The 15299-nt window shown below is 51.8% G+C and carries 21 protein-coding genes and 1 pseudogene; 16 read left to right on the top strand and 6 right to left on the bottom strand.

What is annotated here, in order from left to right:
- The first annotated feature begins 7 nt into the window (after positions 1–7).
- From secY to PGR23_RS11160, 10 genes and pseudogenes are all read left to right on the top strand, one after another.
- The gene (secY, locus tag PGR23_RS11205; RefSeq protein ID WP_015703640.1) at positions 8–1339 is read left to right on the top strand and encodes a preprotein translocase subunit SecY; all 1332 of its coding nucleotides are present in this window, start codon (positions 8–10) and stop codon (positions 1337–1339) included.
- A 31-nt stretch (positions 1340–1370) separates the two neighbouring features.
- Complete coding sequence (rpmJ, locus tag PGR23_RS11200; RefSeq protein ID WP_000868187.1) at positions 1371–1487, top strand: 50S ribosomal protein L36; 117 nt, start codon at positions 1371–1373, stop codon at positions 1485–1487.
- 146 nt (positions 1488–1633) lie between these two features.
- On the top strand, positions 1634–1990 hold the full coding sequence (rpsM, locus tag PGR23_RS11195) for a 30S ribosomal protein S13 (RefSeq protein WP_015369429.1): 357 nt from the start codon (positions 1634–1636) through the stop codon (positions 1988–1990).
- Between the two features lie 16 nt (positions 1991–2006).
- Positions 2007–2396, top strand: a complete 390-nt coding sequence (gene rpsK / locus PGR23_RS11190; protein WP_004388621.1) for a 30S ribosomal protein S11 — start codon at positions 2007–2009, stop codon at positions 2394–2396.
- A gap of 32 nt (positions 2397–2428) precedes the next feature.
- A complete protein-coding gene (gene rpsD / locus PGR23_RS11185; RefSeq protein ID WP_002919224.1) occupies positions 2429–3049 on the top strand; it encodes a 30S ribosomal protein S4 in 621 nt (206 codons plus the stop codon).
- 25 nt (positions 3050–3074) lie between these two features.
- Positions 3075–4064: a DNA-directed RNA polymerase subunit alpha gene (locus tag PGR23_RS11180; RefSeq protein WP_002438685.1), complete on the top strand. Its 990-nt coding sequence runs from the start codon at positions 3075–3077 to the stop codon at positions 4062–4064.
- Positions 4065–4104: 40 nt separating this feature from the next.
- Entirely contained in the window at positions 4105–4491 is a 387-nt protein-coding gene (gene rplQ, locus PGR23_RS11175; RefSeq protein WP_004868344.1) for a 50S ribosomal protein L17, read from the top strand.
- Between the two features lie 108 nt (positions 4492–4599).
- Positions 4600–4968, top strand: coding sequence for a DUF1992 domain-containing protein (locus PGR23_RS11170; protein ID WP_047078581.1), 369 nt, complete (start codon positions 4600–4602; stop codon positions 4966–4968).
- A 2-nt stretch (positions 4969–4970) separates the two neighbouring features.
- Positions 4971–5396: a Zn(2+)-responsive transcriptional regulator gene (gene zntR, locus PGR23_RS11165; protein ID WP_063416149.1), complete on the top strand. Its 426-nt coding sequence runs from the start codon at positions 4971–4973 to the stop codon at positions 5394–5396.
- A 57-nt stretch (positions 5397–5453) separates the two neighbouring features.
- Positions 5454–5710: pseudogene (locus PGR23_RS11160) on the top strand (alternative ribosome-rescue factor A); the annotation flags it as partial.
- On the opposite strand, the gene mscL reads toward PGR23_RS11160, so the two are convergent.
- From mscL to def, 5 genes are all read right to left on the bottom strand, one after another.
- The gene (gene mscL, locus PGR23_RS11155) at positions 5670–6080 is read right to left on the bottom strand and encodes a large-conductance mechanosensitive channel protein MscL (protein ID WP_015369434.1); all 411 of its coding nucleotides are present in this window, start codon (positions 6078–6080) and stop codon (positions 5670–5672) included. The pseudogene PGR23_RS11160 and the gene mscL sit on opposite strands and share 41 nt — an antisense overlap.
- A gap of 142 nt (positions 6081–6222) precedes the next feature.
- Complete coding sequence (gene trkA / locus PGR23_RS11150; RefSeq protein WP_015369435.1) at positions 6223–7599, bottom strand: Trk system potassium transporter TrkA; 1377 nt, start codon at positions 7597–7599, stop codon at positions 6223–6225.
- 13 nt (positions 7600–7612) lie between these two features.
- The gene (gene rsmB / locus PGR23_RS11145; protein WP_047047073.1) at positions 7613–8908 is read right to left on the bottom strand and encodes a 16S rRNA (cytosine(967)-C(5))-methyltransferase RsmB; all 1296 of its coding nucleotides are present in this window, start codon (positions 8906–8908) and stop codon (positions 7613–7615) included.
- 52 nt (positions 8909–8960) lie between these two features.
- The gene (fmt, locus tag PGR23_RS11140; RefSeq protein WP_047047075.1) at positions 8961–9908 is read right to left on the bottom strand and encodes a methionyl-tRNA formyltransferase; all 948 of its coding nucleotides are present in this window, start codon (positions 9906–9908) and stop codon (positions 8961–8963) included.
- Positions 9909–9922: 14 nt separating this feature from the next.
- Positions 9923–10432 (bottom strand): peptide deformylase, encoded by a 510-nt coding sequence (def, locus tag PGR23_RS11135; RefSeq protein WP_045397945.1) that lies wholly within the window; start codon positions 10430–10432, stop codon positions 9923–9925.
- Positions 10433–10560: 128 nt separating this feature from the next.
- Between def and dprA the strand changes: the two genes are divergently transcribed.
- The 6 genes from dprA to PGR23_RS11105 are packed head-to-tail and all read left to right on the top strand — an operon-like array spanning position 10561 to position 14352.
- Entirely contained in the window at positions 10561–11685 is a 1125-nt protein-coding gene (gene dprA, locus PGR23_RS11130) for a DNA-protecting protein DprA (protein WP_380378716.1), read from the top strand.
- On the top strand, positions 11657–12130 hold the full coding sequence (smg, locus tag PGR23_RS11125) for a DUF494 family protein Smg (RefSeq protein WP_015369440.1): 474 nt from the start codon (positions 11657–11659) through the stop codon (positions 12128–12130). Before dprA ends, smg begins: the two co-directional genes overlap by 29 nt.
- Positions 12131–12156: 26 nt before the next feature.
- Complete coding sequence (locus PGR23_RS11120; RefSeq protein WP_015369441.1) at positions 12157–12711, top strand: DNA topoisomerase family protein; 555 nt, start codon at positions 12157–12159, stop codon at positions 12709–12711.
- Positions 12704–13276: an L-threonylcarbamoyladenylate synthase type 1 TsaC gene (gene tsaC / locus PGR23_RS11115; RefSeq protein WP_015703634.1), complete on the top strand. Its 573-nt coding sequence runs from the start codon at positions 12704–12706 to the stop codon at positions 13274–13276. Before PGR23_RS11120 ends, tsaC begins: the two co-directional genes overlap by 8 nt.
- 3 nt (positions 13277–13279) lie before the next feature.
- A complete protein-coding gene (gene aroE, locus PGR23_RS11110) occupies positions 13280–14098 on the top strand; it encodes a shikimate dehydrogenase (RefSeq protein WP_047047081.1) in 819 nt (272 codons plus the stop codon).
- A complete protein-coding gene (locus PGR23_RS11105) occupies positions 14095–14352 on the top strand; it encodes a DUF1488 domain-containing protein (RefSeq protein ID WP_045397955.1) in 258 nt (85 codons plus the stop codon). The genes aroE and PGR23_RS11105 overlap by 4 nt, the downstream gene beginning before the upstream one ends.
- Here PGR23_RS11105 and PGR23_RS11100 read toward each other — a convergent pair.
- Entirely contained in the window at positions 14328–14882 is a 555-nt protein-coding gene (locus tag PGR23_RS11100; protein WP_049059244.1) for a gamma carbonic anhydrase family protein, read from the bottom strand. The two genes, PGR23_RS11105 and PGR23_RS11100, sit on opposite strands and share 25 nt — an antisense overlap.
- Positions 14883–15299 lie beyond the last annotated feature (417 nt).

Below are 15299 nucleotides of genomic sequence, written 5' to 3'. Positions count from 1 at the left end.
GTAGCAGATGGCTAAACAACCGGGATTAGATTTTCAAAGTGCCAAAGGTGGAATTGGCGAACTGAAACGCAGACTTCTGTTTGTTATCGGTGCGCTGATTGTGTTCCGTATTGGCTCTTTTATTCCGATCCCTGGTATTGATGCCACTGTACTTGCCAAACTGCTTGAGCAACAGCGAGGCACCATCATTGAAATGTTTAACATGTTCTCTGGTGGTGCTCTCAGCCGTGCTTCTATCTTTGCTCTGGGGATCATGCCGTATATTTCGGCGTCGATCATTGTCCAGCTGCTGACCGTTGTTTATCAACCGCTGGCAGAACTGAAGAAAGAAGGGGAGTCTGGTCGTCGTAAGATCAGCCAGTACACCCGCTACGGTACTCTGGTGCTGGCTATATTCCAGTCGATCGGTATTGCTACCGGTCTGCCGAATATGCCTGGTATGCAGGGCCTGGTGATTAATCCGGGCTTTGCATTCTATTTCACCGCTGTTGTTAGTCTGGTCACAGGGACTATGTTCCTGATGTGGCTCGGCGAACAGATCACCGAACGCGGTATCGGAAACGGTATCTCGATCCTGATCTTCGCCGGGATCGTTGCGGGACTCCCGCCGGCCATCGCCCATACTATCGAGCAAGCGCGTCAAGGCGACCTGCACTTCCTCCTGTTGCTGTTGGTTGCAGTATTAGTATTTGCAGTGACCTTCTTCGTTGTATTCGTTGAACGTGGTCAACGCCGCATTGTGGTAAACTACGCTAAGCGTCAACAGGGTCGTCGTGTCTATGCTGCACAGAGCACACATTTACCGCTGAAAGTGAATATGGCGGGGGTAATCCCGGCAATTTTCGCTTCCAGTATTATTCTGTTCCCGGCGACCATCACGTCATGGTTCGGGGGCGGTACTGGTTGGAACTGGCTGACAACAATTTCGCTGTATTTGCAGCCTGGGCAACCGCTTTATGTGTTACTCTATGCGTCTGCAATCATCTTCTTCTGTTTCTTCTACACGGCGTTGGTTTTCAACCCGCGTGAAACAGCAGATAACCTGAAGAAGTCCGGTGCATTTGTACCAGGAATTCGTCCGGGAGAACAAACGGCGAAGTATATCGATAAAGTAATGACCCGCCTGACTCTGGTCGGTGCGTTGTATATCACTTTTATCTGCCTGATCCCGGAGTTCATGCGTGATGCAATGAAAGTGCCGTTCTACTTCGGTGGAACCTCGCTGCTTATTGTTGTCGTCGTGATTATGGACTTTATGGCTCAAGTGCAAACTCTGATGATGTCTAGTCAGTATGAGTCTGCATTGAAGAAGGCGAACCTGAAAGGCTACGGCCGCTAACTGGTCGCCCGAGAAGTTACGGAGAGTAAAAATGAAAGTTCGTGCTTCCGTCAAGAAATTATGCCGTAACTGCAAAATCGTTAAGCGTGATGGTGTCATCCGTGTGATTTGCAGTGCCGAGCCAAAGCATAAACAGCGCCAAGGCTGATTTATTCGCATATTTTTCTTGCAAAGTTGGGTTGAGCTGGCTAGATTAGCCAGCCAATCTTTTGTATGTCTGTACGTTTCCATTTGAGTATCCTGAAAACGGGCTTTTCAGCATGGTACGTACATATTAAATAGTAGGAGTGCATAGTGGCCCGTATAGCAGGCATTAACATTCCTGATCAGAAACATACCGTAATTGCTTTAACCGCAATTTTTGGTATCGGCAAGACCCGCTCTAAAGCCATCTGCGCTGAAACGGGTATCGCTGAAAATGTTAAGATCAGTGAGCTGTCTGAAGAACAGATTGATTCTCTGCGTGAAGCAGTAGGTAAATTTGTCGTTGAAGGTGATCTGCGCCGTGAAATCACCCTTAGCATCAAGCGTCTGATGGACCTTGGTTGCTACCGTGGTTTACGCCATCGTCGTGGTCTTCCGGTTCGCGGTCAGCGTACTAAGACCAACGCACGTACCCGTAAGGGTCCGCGTAAACCGATCAAGAAATAATCGGGGTGATTGAATAATGGCAAAGGCACCAGTTCGTGCACGTAAGCGTGTAAGAAAACAAGTCTCTGATGGCGTGGCTCATATCCATGCTTCTTTTAACAACACCATCGTTACCATCACTGATCGTCAGGGTAACGCGCTGGGTTGGGCAACAGCCGGTGGTTCCGGTTTCCGTGGTTCTCGCAAATCCACTCCGTTTGCAGCTCAGGTTGCAGCAGAGCGTTGCGCAGAAGCCGTAAAAGAATACGGCATCAAGAATCTGGAAGTTATGGTTAAAGGTCCGGGTCCAGGTCGCGAATCTACTATTCGTGCACTGAACGCCGCTGGTTTCCGCATCACTAATATTACTGATGTGACTCCGATCCCTCATAACGGTTGTCGTCCGCCGAAAAAACGTCGCGTATAACGCCTCGTTTCTAGGATTGTTGGAGAAAGAAAATGGCAAGATATTTGGGTCCTAAGCTCAAGCTGAGCCGTCGTGAGGGCACTGACTTATTCCTTAAGTCTGGCGTTCGCGCGATCGATACCAAGTGTAAAATTGAACAAGCTCCTGGCCAGCACGGTGCGCGTAAGCCGCGTCTGTCTGACTATGGTGTGCAGTTGCGTGAAAAGCAAAAAGTTCGCCGTATGTACGGTGTGCTGGAGCGTCAGTTCCGTAACTACTATAAAGAAGCAGCACGTCTGAAAGGCAACACCGGTGAAAACCTGTTGGCTCTGCTGGAAGGTCGTCTGGACAACGTTGTATACCGTATGGGCTTCGGCGCCACTCGTGCTGAAGCACGCCAGCTGGTTAGCCACAAGGCTATCATGGTAAACGGTCGTGTTGTTAACATCGCTTCTTATCAGGTAAAAGCGAATGACGTTGTTAGCATCCGTGAGAAAGCGAAAAAGCAATCTCGCGTGAAAGCCGCTCTGGAGCTGGCTGAGCAGCGTGAAAAGCCAACCTGGCTGGAAGTTGATGCTGGCAAGATGGAAGGTACGTTCAAGCGTCAGCCGGAGCGTTCTGATCTGTCTGCGGACATTAACGAACACCTGATCGTCGAGCTTTACTCCAAGTAAAGCTTAGTACCAAAGAGAGGACACAATGCAGGGTTCTGTGACAGAGTTTCTAAAACCGCGCCTGGTCGATATCGAGCAAGTGAGTTCGACGCACGCCAAGGTGACCCTTGAGCCTTTAGAGCGTGGCTTCGGCCATACTCTGGGTAACGCACTGCGCCGTATTCTGCTCTCATCGATGCCGGGTTGCGCGGTGACCGAGGTTGAGATTGATGGTGTACTGCACGAGTACAGCACCAAAGAAGGCGTTCAGGAAGACATCCTTGAAATCCTGCTCAACCTGAAAGGGCTGGCGGTGAGAGTTCAGGGTAAAGATGAAGTCATCCTTACTTTGAATAAATCTGGCATTGGCCCTGTGACTGCAGCCGACATTACCCACGACGGTGATGTCGAAATCGTCAAGCCGCAGCACGTGATCTGCCACCTGACCGATGAGAACGCATCTATTAGCATGCGCATCAAAGTTCAGCGCGGTCGCGGTTATGTGCCGGCTTCTGCCCGAATTCATTCGGAAGAAGATGAGCGCCCAATCGGCCGTCTGCTGGTCGACGCCTGCTACAGCCCTGTAGAGCGTATTGCCTACAATGTTGAAGCCGCGCGTGTTGAGCAGCGTACCGACCTGGACAAGCTGGTCATCGAGATGGAAACCAACGGCACAATCGATCCTGAAGAGGCGATTCGTCGTGCGGCAACCATTCTGGCTGAACAACTGGAAGCTTTCGTTGACTTACGTGATGTACGTCAGCCGGAAGTGAAAGAAGAGAAACCAGAGTTCGATCCGATCCTGCTGCGCCCTGTTGACGATCTGGAATTGACTGTCCGCTCTGCTAACTGCCTCAAGGCAGAAGCTATCCACTATATCGGTGATCTGGTACAGCGTACCGAGGTTGAGTTGCTGAAAACGCCGAACCTGGGTAAAAAATCTCTTACCGAGATTAAAGACGTGCTGGCTTCACGTGGTCTGTCTCTGGGCATGCGCCTGGAAAACTGGCCGCCGGCAAGCATTGCTGACGAGTAACCGGATCACAGGTTAAGGTTTTACTGAGAAGGATAAGGTCATGCGCCATCGTAAGAGTGGTCGTCAACTGAACCGCAACAGCAGCCATCGCCAGGCTATGTTCCGTAACATGGCAGGTTCGCTGGTTCGTCATGAGATCATCAAGACGACCCTGCCGAAAGCGAAAGAACTGCGTCGCGTAGTTGAGCCGCTGATTACTCTTGCCAAGACTGATAGCGTTGCTAATCGTCGTCTGGCATTCGCCCGCACTCGTGATAACGAGATCGTGGCAAAACTGTTTAACGAGCTGGGCCCGCGTTTCGCGAGCCGCGCCGGTGGTTACACTCGCATTCTGAAGTGTGGCTTCCGTGCAGGCGACAACGCGCCGATGGCATACATCGAGCTGGTTGATCGTGCTGAGCTGAAAGCAGAAGCTGCTGCAGAGTAATCTGTAGTAACGTAAAAAAACCCGCCCCGGCGGGTTTTTTTATATCTACCGCCACCCCACTTCATTACACTATCTGTACTCTTTTTGTTCATCCCTGGGAGCCGTATAATGTGGTTACTGGACCAGTGGGCAGAACGCCACATCCTCGACGCACAATCTAAAGGCGAGTTTGATAATCTGACGGGCAGCGGCGAACCGCTGGCGCTGGATGATGATTCACATGTGCCGCCGGAACTACGCGCCGGTTACCGCTTATTAAAAAATGCCGGCTGTTTACCACCTGAACTCGAGTTACGTAGAGATGCCATGGCGTTGAGCGACCTACTCAAGACCGTTGAGCATGACGACCCGCGGTATGCCGAGTTAAACCGTCGCTTGACTCTGTTTGAGCTGAAATTACGTCAGGCAGGGATGAATACCGATTTTCTACGCGGTGATTATGCCGATAGACTGTGGCACAAAATGAACGAGGAGTAGCTATGTATCGTATTGGCGAGCTGGCCAAACTGGCTGATGTCACCCCGGATACCATCCGCTATTATGAAAAGCAGCAAATGATGGATCACGACATCCGCACCGAAGGCGGTTTTCGCCTCTATTCGGATAACGATCTGCAGCGACTGCGTTTTATCCGTTATGCCCGGCAATTAGGCTTTACACTAGAGTCGATCCGCGAACTGTTATCGATCCGTATCGATCCCGAACATCATACTTGCCAGGAGTCTAAAGGGATCGTCCTGGCCAGGCTAAGTGAAGTCGAAGCGCGTATTAAAGAACTGGAAACGATGCGGCGTTCTTTACAGCGGCTGAATGATGCCTGCTGCGGCACGGCGCACAGTAGCGTTTACTGCTCAATTCTCGAAGCTTTAGAGCAAGGCGCCAGCGGTAGCCATGCCGGGCGTTGATTTTTTCCGCGCGCGGATCTACACTCGCGCCGAATTCATACATTAACTGGAGTTACTATGAGTCGCTATAAGCATACCAAAGGGCAAATTAAAGATAATGCGATTGAGGCATTACTGCATGACCCATTATTCAGACAGCGCGTTGAGAAAAATAAGAAAGGGAAAGGAAGCTATCAACGTAAAGAAAAACATGCAGGACGTAATGACCGGGAGGCCAGTGGCAAGCAAGCGAATCGCTTTTTTACCACTGGCCTTCTGCTTTCTGTGTGCTGATTAAGAACGGTTATTTTGTTCTTTTAACAGATCGCGGATTTCACTCAGAAGAACTTCTTCTTTGCTCGGCGCCGGAGCGGCAGGCGCTTCTTCTTTCTTACGGTTCAGTTTATTCATCAGTTTGATCGCCATGAAAATCGCGAAGGCGACGATGATGAAATCGAAAACGTTCTGAATAAACACGCCATAATGCATGACAACGGCTGGGACATCTCCCTGCGCATCGCGTAGCGTAACGGCGAACTGTTTAAAGTCGATCCCGCCAATAAGCAAACCCAGTGGAGGCATAATAATATCGGCCACTAAAGACGATACAATTTTACCGAATGCTGCACCAATGATGACACCCACTGCCAAATCGACAACATTCCCGCGCATTGCGAATTCGCGGAATTCTTTTAACATACCCATTTTACTCTCCTTGAGCCAGCTGACATTGATAAGTTTATCAAATGTATTTCCATTTTCCATTGCTGTTGAATAATTGCCGGAAAATATTATCCATTGATAAATAAGGGATAATAAAAAGGCGTCTGAGCGACGCCCATTGTAATTACAGGAAGAACGGGCTCGGCTGGAATAGTCTCTCAACGTCGGAGATAAATTTCTTGTCGGTCAGGAACATAATTACGTGGTCGCCTTGCTCAATACGTAAATTATTATTGGCGATCATTACGTCATTACCGCGCACTACCGCGCCAATAATCGTTCCCGGCGGCAGCTTAATTTCATCAATTGAACGGCCAACTACCCGAGAGGTGCTTTCATCGCCATGCGCGACGGCCTCAATCGCTTCGGCAACGCCGCGGCGTAGCGACGAAACACCGACAATATCAGCTTTACGTACGTGGCTCAGCAGTGCAGAAATAGTGGCTTGCTGCGGCGATATCGCAATATCAATCACGCTTCCCTGAACCAGATCGACATAAGCGCGACGCTGGATCAGCACCATGACCTTCTTCGCGCCCATCCGCTTGGCCAGCATTGCTGACATGATATTGGCTTCGTCATCATTGGTGACGGCAATAAAGAGATCGACTTGATCGATATGCTCTTCCGCCAGTAACTCTTGATCCGACGCATCGCCATAAAAGACGATCGTATTCTGCAGCTTTTCGGCAAGCTCAGCGGCACGCTGTTGATCGCGCTCGATCAACTTCACGCTGTAGTCTTTCTCCAGGCGGTGCGCGAGACCCGCGCCGATGTTGCCGCCGCCGACCAGCATAATGCGCTTGTAGGGTTTCTCCAGACGTTGGAGTTCGCTCATTACTGCGCGAATATGTTGCGATGCGGCGATAAAGAAGACTTCGTCGCCAGCTTCAACGATGGTTGATCCCTGTGGGCGAATTGGTCGGTCGTGGCGGAAAATTGCCGCAACGCGCGTGTCGATGTGCGGCATATGTTCACGCATCGTTGATAGTGCATTACCGACCAGTGGTCCACCGTAATAAGCCTTCACAACGGCCAGGCTCACTTTCCCTTCAGCGAAGTTCACTACCTGAAGCGCGCCCGGATATTCAATCAGACGGTAGATGTTATCGATGACTAATTGCTCCGGAGCAATCAGATGGTCAATTGGTACCGCTTCTGAATGAAAAAGTTTATCGGCATCGCGAACGTAATCCGGTGAACGAATTCGGGCGATACGATTCGGCGTATTAAACAGCGAATAGGCGACCTGACAGGCCACCATGTTGGTCTCATCTGAGCTGGTCACGGCGACCAGCATATCGGCATCATCGGCGCCAGCTTCACGCAGCACGCGCGGATGAGAACCGTGGCCCTGAACGACGCGGAGATCGAACTTATCCTGCAGACCGCGCAAACGGTCGCCATTGGTATCGACCAGGGTAATATCGTTGTTTTCGCCGACGAGATTTTCCGCCAGCGTGCCGCCTACCTGTCCGGCGCCAAGAATAATAATCTTCATCAGCAGTGACCCATTAATTCCGCTTTTTGATTAGCTTAGCGTAAAAGAAGCCATCGCCTTCTTCCGCCCCTGGCAGATTTTGCTGACCCGGGTTTTCCGGCGTCCCTGTCTCATGGAGTTCGGCATCTCTGGTACGGGCCAGGAAGGCGGCGATCTGTTGGCTATTCTCTTCCGGCAAAATAGAGCATGTCGCATAGACCAGCGTACCGCCCGGTTTCAGATGAGCCCAGGTGGCATCGAGAATTTCTGCCTGTAATTGCGCCAGCTCGGCGATATCGCGATCCCGGCGCAGCCATTTAATATCCGGATGGCGACGGATAACGCCGGTGGCCGAACATGGCGCATCAAGCAAAATACGGTCGAACTGCTCATCGCCGCACCACTGTTCAGGATAGCGGCCATCGCCCTGTTTCACTTCCGCTTTCATACCCAGACGTTTCAGGTTGTCATAGACACGAGACAGACGCTGCTGGTCGATGTCGACCGCCATTAGATTTGCCTGCGGCGCGACTTCCAGAATATGCGTCGTCTTGCCGCCCGGCGCCGCACAGAGATCGAGAATGCGCTCGCCGTTTTCCGGTTGCAAGTAGCGCATGCAGCCCTGAGCTGAGGCGTCCTGAACGGTGACCCAGCCTTCTTCAAATCCCGGTAACGCATGGACCGGGGCCGGGGAGGCAAGACGGACGGCATCCGGATAGTCCGGGTGAGCGAAACCCTGTAAACCCGCGTCTTCCAGCAGAGAGAGCCATTCATCTCGCGAATGATGACTGCGATTCACACGCAGCCACATTGGCGGGCGTAAATTATTAGCTGACACAATATCCTGCCATTGTTCCGGCCAGGCCTGCTGCAGACGTTTAAGCAGCCATTTAGGATGGAGATACCGGTTCTCATGCTGGGCGAATTCGGCCAGCAGCTCTTCCTGTTGGCGCTGAAACTGGCGTAATACGCCATTGATAAGCCCTTTAAGCTGCGGACGCTTAATTGCCACCGCGCCTTCCACCGTTTCCGCCAGCGCGGCGTGCGGGGGAATTCGCGTATAAAGTAGCTGATACAGGCCGACCATGATCAGGAAATGTACGGTACGCTGTTTGCCGGTCATCGGACGCGCCATTAGTTTACCAATCAGCCACTCGAGTTGGCTTAAGGTACGCAAGACGCCGAAGCACAGCTCCTGCAGCAGCGCTTTGTCTTTTTCGCTCACTTTTTGCTGAAGCGGCGGCAGAACATTGCTTAAAGACTGGCCTTTCTCTACGACCTGCTCAATAGCCTGGGCTGCCAGGCTGCGTAAATTACTATTCTTTTTCATAAGCGCAAAAATAAAAATGCCCGGCGAACCCGGGCTTTAGAAGAGAAGTGCGTCAGGCAAGGCGGTTTCCGGGGATAAACCATTCCCGGCGAGAGTTCAGTAAATCCTGGGCACTCATCGCTTTTTTCCCTGCCGGCTGCAGTGATTCCAGATTCAGAATACCGTTGCCGGTGGCAACCTGGATCCCTTGCTTGGTTGCTGCAACGATAGTGCCTGGCTCTGCGTTGGCGGATTCTGCAATAACGGATGCATGCCACACCTTCACCGGTTGCTCATCGATTTCCAGCCAGCTCATTGGCCAGGGATTAAATGCGCGGATACAGCGTTCGAGCTGTTCTGCGGAAAGCGACCAATCAATACGGGCCTCTTCCTTACTCAGCTTCTCGGCGTAACTGACTAGCGATTCGTCCTGAACTTCAGGCTCTGCGCTACCATCGGCCAGCTGCGCTAAGGTCGCCAGTAGACCCTCTGGGCCAAGGTCGGCCAGCTTATCGTACAGGCTACCGCTGGTATCTTCCGCGGTAATCGGGCAGGAGAGCTTATACAGCATGTCGCCGGTATCAAGACCGACGTCCATCTGCATGATGGTGACACCGGTTTCGGCATCGCCAGCCCATAGCGAACGCTGAATCGGCGCTGCGCCGCGCCAGCGAGGAAGCAGGGAGCCGTGAACGTTAATGCAGCCCAAACGCGGCATTTCAAGAACCGCTTTCGGCAGGATCAGTCCATAAGCCACGACGACCATAACATCGGCGTTAAGATCGGCAATCAGTTGCTGATTTTCCTGCGGACGTAGGGAGGATGGCTGGAAGACCGGTAGATTGTTGGCTTCAGCCAGCACTTTTACCGGGCTCGGCATCAATTTTTTGCCGCGACCAGCAGGGCGGTCGGGCTGAGTAAATACGCCAACCACCTGATGTTCAGACGACAACAGCGCGTCAAGGTGACGCGCTGCAAAGTCGGGGGTTCCGGCGAAAATGATACGTAGTGTTTGTGACACGTTAATCCTTGTTATCAGGCACGGGCGCGTAAACGATCCAGTTTCTCAACTTTCTGGCGAATGCGCTGCTGTTTGAGCGGCGACAGATAGTCAATGAACAGCTTACCGACCAGGTGATCCATTTCATGCTGGATACAGATAGCCAACAAGCCATCAGCTTCCAGCTCGAAAGCGTTGCCTTCACGGTCCAACGCGCGGATTTTTACGGTTTCGGCACGTGGAACCAGCGCACGTTGTTCCGGAATCGACAGGCAACCTTCTTCAATGCCGGTTTCGCCGTCCTTTTCGAGTAGCTCTGGGTTGATGAGCACCAGGCGCTCTTCACGGTTTTCCGAGACATCAATAACGATAATACGCTGATGGATATCCACCTGCGTGGCGGCCAGACCAATACCTTCTTCAGCGTACATCGTGTCGAACATATCATCGACGATACGCTGAATTTCTGCATTCACTTCTTTGACCGGCTCGGCGACTTTGCGAAGGCGCTCGTCCGGAATATGTAACACTTGCAAAACTGCCATAAAGATCCAGAGTCGTATTCAGTAGTTGATAAGATTATTACCTCTATTCTAGACAAAACCCCCTCTAATTGACAGTCTCGCTAACCAATCACAAGGATTGGCTGAGCCGCTAATGGCAGGGGGAACGGATGACGCCCACGGAGATTTGGTTGCGTCTGATGCGGGTGAATAACCTGTACGGCGATAAAATGGTATTTGTTGCGCGATGGCTGGCTGGCGCAGGTCATGCGGATAATGAAACGTTGCATGAGGCCGGTTTAACTAAAGCGCAGGCAATGCAGTTTCTTGCCTTTAAGCAACAGGAGATTGACGCCTCACTGCAATGGTTAGAACAACCAGAACATCATTTGCTTTCAGCGGATCATGCACGTTACCCGCCGCAGCTACGCGCTATCGACGATTATCCCGGCGCGCTGCTGGTGAGCGGTAATGTTGATCTCTTGTGTAGCCGACAGTTGGCGATCATTGGGAGCCGCGCGCACTCGTGGTACGGCGCGCGGTGGGGAAAGGCATTCAGTGAAGCGCTAGCGCGGTATGGCTTGACCATTACTAGCGGTCTGGCGTTGGGGATTGACGGTATTGCCCATCGCGGGGCGTTGGCGGTAAAGGGAAAAACCATCGCCGTATTAGGCAATGGTTTATCTGATATCTATCCGCACCGGCATCGGGCTTTAGCAAAGCAGATCGAGGAAAGCGGCGGCGCGCTACTTTCCGAATTTCCTCTCTCTGCGCGACCGTTACCGGGGAATTTCCCACGCCGCAACCGGATTATCAGCGGGTTAAGCGCTGGGGTTCTGGTGATAGAGGCCGCCTTGAAAAGCGGTTCCCTGGTAACTGTCCGCTGCGCGCTGGAACAGGGTAGAGATGTATTTGCCCTGCCTGGGCCAATTGGCAATCCAGGCTCTGAAGGGCCGCACTGGCTGATAAAGCAGGGAGCGGTTCCCGTTACCGCACCGGAAGAGATCCTTGAGTATTGGCAATATGAGCTGTCAGCGCGGGAAGAGACCGCTGATTTGCTAAATAATTACGCAGATCAGCCCCCTGTAGCATTGCCATTTCCAGAGCTCCTGGCTAACGTAGGAGATGAGGTAACACCTGTTGACGTTGTCGCTGAACGTGCCGGCCAATCTGTGCCAGTAACCGTAGCCCAGCTACTTGAACTGGAGTTAGCAGGCTGGATCGCAGCTGTACCCGGCGGCTATGTCCGATTAAGGAGGGCAAGCCATGTTCGACGTACTCATGTATTTGTTTGAGACTTATATCCATAACGAAGCAGAAATGCGCGTGGATCAGGACAAACTGACGCGGGATCTGACCGATGCAGGTTTTGAGCGGGAAGACATCTATAACGCGTTAATGTGGCTCGAGAAACTGGCTGATTATCAGGAAGGTCTCGTTGAACCCATGCAGCTCGCCTCCGACCCGCTCTCTCTTCGGGTATATACCGATGAAGAGTGCCAGCGTCTGGATGCCAGCTGTCGAGGATTTTTACTCTTCCTCGAGCAGATCCAGGTGTTGAACCTCGAAACGCGAGAAATGGTGATAGAGCGCGTACTGGCGCTGGATACGGCAGAGTTTGAACTGGAAGACCTGAAATGGGTGATCCTGATGGTTCTGTTTAATATTCCGGGCTGTGAAAACGCCTATCAGCAAATGGAAGAATTACTCTTCGAAGTAAATGAAGGTATGCTGCATTAATCTTATTGCAGCAACATCGAGTTGTTATGACCAAATCAGCACTGTTTTCGGTGCGTAAAAACGAGCCCTGCCCGCAGTGCGGGGCCGAACTGGTGATTCGTTCCGGGAAACATGGCCCGTTTCTCGGCTGTTCTCACTATCCGGACTGTGACTATGTCCGTCCCCTGAAAAGTCAGGCGGATGGACATATCGTCAAGGTGCTGGAGGGGCAAGAGTGCCCATCTTGCGGCGCTGTTATGGTGTTACGCCAGGGGCGCTTTGGTATGTTCATCGGCTGCAGTCGTTATCCCGAATGCGAACATACCGAGCTGATTGATAAACCTGATGAGACCGCTATCGCGTGTCCGCAATGCGGACAGGGTCATCTGGTGCAGCGTCGCTCCCGTTTCGGTAAAACCTTTCACTCCTGCGATCGCTACCCTGATTGCCAGTTCGTTATTAATTTTAAACCGGTGGCGGGCGAATGCCCTGAATGCCATTACCCGCTATTAATAGAAAAGAAAACGGCGCAGGGTGTTAAACGCTTTTGCGCCAGTAAACAATGTGGAAAGCCGATCCCGGCGGAACAAATAAGTGAATAAAAACCTGCCCTCAGAAACCGTCGCACAGGCTGTGGCGGTACTGAATAATGAACATGTTATCGCCTATCCAACCGAAGCGGTATTTGGCGTTGGTTGCGATCCGGATAGCGAAACGGCCGTGATGCGTCTTCTGGCGTTAAAACAGCGCCCTGTTGAAAAGGGACTGATTCTTATCGCCGCCAGCTTTGAACAGTTGAAACCGTATATTGATGATTCCCGGTTAAGCGACGCCCAGCGTGAAGCTATCTTTTCCTGTTGGCCCGGCCCGGTGACGTTCGTGTTCCCGGCGCGTCCGGATACTCCACGCTGGCTGACGGGGCGCTTTGATTCGCTGGCCGTGCGCGTTACCGATCATCCACTGGTAATTGAATTATGTGAAGCCTACGGAAAGCCGCTGGTCTCAACGAGCGCCAACTTAACCGGTCAGCCGCCGTGCCGGACTACTGCTGAAGTACGTGCCCAGTTTGGCGACAGTTTCCCGGTGGTGGATGGCGCAACGGGCGGGCGGCAAAACCCATCTGAAATCCGTGATGCCCTGACGGGTGAACAGTTCCGCCAGGGGTAATTTATGGAAACTTATGCCGTTTTTGGTAACCCTATAGCGCATAGCAAGTCGCCTTCCATTCATCAGTTGTTTGCCGAACAGTTACATATTGCGCACCCCTACGGTCGGGTACTGGCGCCATTAGATGATTTTGTGAATACCCTGGACGCTTTTTTCAACACGGGCGGTAAGGGCGCTAACGTGACCGTTCCCTTTAAAGAGGAAGCTTTTGCCCGTGCCGATGAACTCACTGAACGCGCCGCGCTGGCTGGTGCAGTCAATACGTTGAAGCGCCTGGAAGATGGCCGTCTGCTTGGCGACAATACGGATGGCATAGGGTTATTAAGCGATTTAGAGCGCCTGGGTTTTATCAAACCTGGTATGAGGATTTTATTGATTGGCGCAGGCGGCGCATCGCGTGGTGTATTGTTACCGCTGCTCTCTTTAGATTGCGCGGTCACTATTGTTAACCGTACTTTTTCCCGCGCTCATGAGCTGGCAACGCTTTTTGCTCATACCGGCAGCGTTAGCGCGTTACCGCTGGATAAACTGGAAGGCCACCAGTTTGACCTCATTATTAACGCGACGTCCAGCGGTATAAGTGGCGATATCCCGGCAATACCTTCCTCGTTAATTCATGCCGACGTTTACTGCTATGACATGTTCTATCAGAAAGGAAATACGCCATTTCTGCATTGGTGCCAGCAGTATGGCGCTAAAAAACTGGCGGATGGATTAGGTATGCTGGTGGCTCAGGCCGCACATGCCGTTCTGCTGTGGCACGGTACGCTACCGGAAATTGCTCCGGTAATTGCCGTTTTACATCAGGAACTGAATGCGTGAACCAGGCGATCCAATTTCCCGATAGAGAAGAGTGGGACGCTGAACGGCAATGCATCCTATTCCCGGCGCTGGTCAATGGTATGCAGTTAACCTGCGCTATTCGGGGTAAGACACTGCAGCAACGATTCGGTGGCGATGAGCCAGCGCAGTGGCTGGCTCTATTTAGTGAACATCGCTGGGATCTGGAAGATGAAGCGGAAGCGCTAATTCGCGATCGGCAAGAAGACCCTCAGGGTTGGGTCTGGTTTTCCTGATCCAGGTAGTCGTCTTTCCACTTCACATAGTTGTTGGCTGAATACTTCAGCCCTGCATATTCCGCCTCCGTCAGGGGGCGGATTTGTTTTACCGGATTGCCAAAGTAGAGGTATCCGCTTTCCAGACGCTTGTTTTGCGGAACCAGGCTGCCGGCGCCGATCATCACGTCATCCTCTACTACCACGCCATCCAGCAGAATTGACCCCATTCCGACAAGAATGCGATTGCCGATAGTGCAACCGTGCAGCATGACCTTATGCCCGACGGTAACATCCTCACCGATGAGCAGCGGATTACCTTCAGGGTTATAAGAAGACTTGTGGGTGACATGCAGGACGCTGCCGTCCTGAATATTCGAACGTGCGCCGATTGACACATAGTTCACGTCGCCGCGGATGGCGACCAGTGGCCAAATGCTTACATCATCGGCAATTCTGACGTCGCCTATCACAACGCTGCTGGGATCCAGCATCACCCGCAGACCGATTTGGGGAAATAATTCTTTATAAGGACGTATATTACTGGACATGGCTGCCTCAACATCAGGGTAGATAAGCAGACTTTGGTAGCTTTCAGGCGCTCCCGCAACCCCTTTTTCTGATAAAAATTGAGCTATTTGAGCAATAACAGCGCGAAAAGCGCGAAAAACCATCATTCAGAAAAAAAGATCGAAAAAAGGCTTGTGCAAAAAAATGGGATCCCTATAATGCGCTCCCACTGACACGGCAAATGTGAATCACTTCACACAAACAGCCGGTTCGGTTGAAGAGAAAAATTCTGAAATTCAGGGTTGACTCTGAAAGAGGAAAGCGTAATATACGCCACCTCGCGACAGAGCGCTAAAGCGCGTCGCAACTGCTCTTTAACAATTTATCAGACAATCTGTGTGGGCACTCAAAGTGACATGGATTCTTAACGTCCTCGGACGAAAAATGAATACCAAGTC

This window comes from Klebsiella sp. 141162, assembly GCF_050600755.1.
Classification (GTDB): Bacteria; Pseudomonadota; Gammaproteobacteria; order Enterobacterales; family Enterobacteriaceae; genus Klebsiella; species Klebsiella aerogenes.
Note: the sequence above shows the minus strand (reverse complement) of the source record. Positions and strands in the feature narration are given on the sequence as shown.

What these genes read in the sequence shown, in the direction of transcription:
- zntR (WP_063416149.1), top strand. Translation starts at nt 4,971, where the DNA reads ATGTATCGTATTGGCGAGCTGGCCAAACTGGCTGATGTCACCCCGGAT.
- trkA (WP_015369435.1), bottom strand. Translation starts at nt 7,599, where the DNA reads ATGAAGATTATTATTCTTGGCGCCGGACAGGTAGGCGGCACGCTGGCG.
- PGR23_RS11170 (WP_047078581.1), top strand. Translation starts at nt 4,600, where the DNA reads ATGTGGTTACTGGACCAGTGGGCAGAACGCCACATCCTCGACGCACAA.
- PGR23_RS11120 (WP_015369441.1), top strand. Translation starts at nt 12,157, where the DNA reads ATGACCAAATCAGCACTGTTTTCGGTGCGTAAAAACGAGCCCTGCCCG.
- rplQ (WP_004868344.1), top strand. Translation starts at nt 4,105, where the DNA reads ATGCGCCATCGTAAGAGTGGTCGTCAACTGAACCGCAACAGCAGCCAT.
- secY (WP_015703640.1), top strand. Translation starts at nt 8, where the DNA reads ATGGCTAAACAACCGGGATTAGATTTTCAAAGTGCCAAAGGTGGAATT.
- rpmJ (WP_000868187.1), top strand. Translation starts at nt 1,371, where the DNA reads ATGAAAGTTCGTGCTTCCGTCAAGAAATTATGCCGTAACTGCAAAATC.
- rpsD (WP_002919224.1), top strand. Translation starts at nt 2,429, where the DNA reads ATGGCAAGATATTTGGGTCCTAAGCTCAAGCTGAGCCGTCGTGAGGGC.
- PGR23_RS11180 (WP_002438685.1), top strand. Translation starts at nt 3,075, where the DNA reads ATGCAGGGTTCTGTGACAGAGTTTCTAAAACCGCGCCTGGTCGATATC.
- PGR23_RS11100 (WP_049059244.1), bottom strand. Translation starts at nt 14,882, where the DNA reads ATGTCCAGTAATATACGTCCTTATAAAGAATTATTTCCCCAAATCGGT.
- mscL (WP_015369434.1), bottom strand. Translation starts at nt 6,080, where the DNA reads ATGGGTATGTTAAAAGAATTCCGCGAATTCGCAATGCGCGGGAATGTT.
- rpsK (WP_004388621.1), top strand. Translation starts at nt 2,007, where the DNA reads ATGGCAAAGGCACCAGTTCGTGCACGTAAGCGTGTAAGAAAACAAGTC.
- dprA (WP_380378716.1), top strand. Translation starts at nt 10,561, where the DNA reads ATGACGCCCACGGAGATTTGGTTGCGTCTGATGCGGGTGAATAACCTG.
- aroE (WP_047047081.1), top strand. Translation starts at nt 13,280, where the DNA reads ATGGAAACTTATGCCGTTTTTGGTAACCCTATAGCGCATAGCAAGTCG.
- def (WP_045397945.1), bottom strand. Translation starts at nt 10,432, where the DNA reads ATGGCAGTTTTGCAAGTGTTACATATTCCGGACGAGCGCCTTCGCAAA.
- smg (WP_015369440.1), top strand. Translation starts at nt 11,657, where the DNA reads ATGTTCGACGTACTCATGTATTTGTTTGAGACTTATATCCATAACGAA.
- rsmB (WP_047047073.1), bottom strand. Translation starts at nt 8,908, where the DNA reads ATGAAAAAGAATAGTAATTTACGCAGCCTGGCAGCCCAGGCTATTGAG.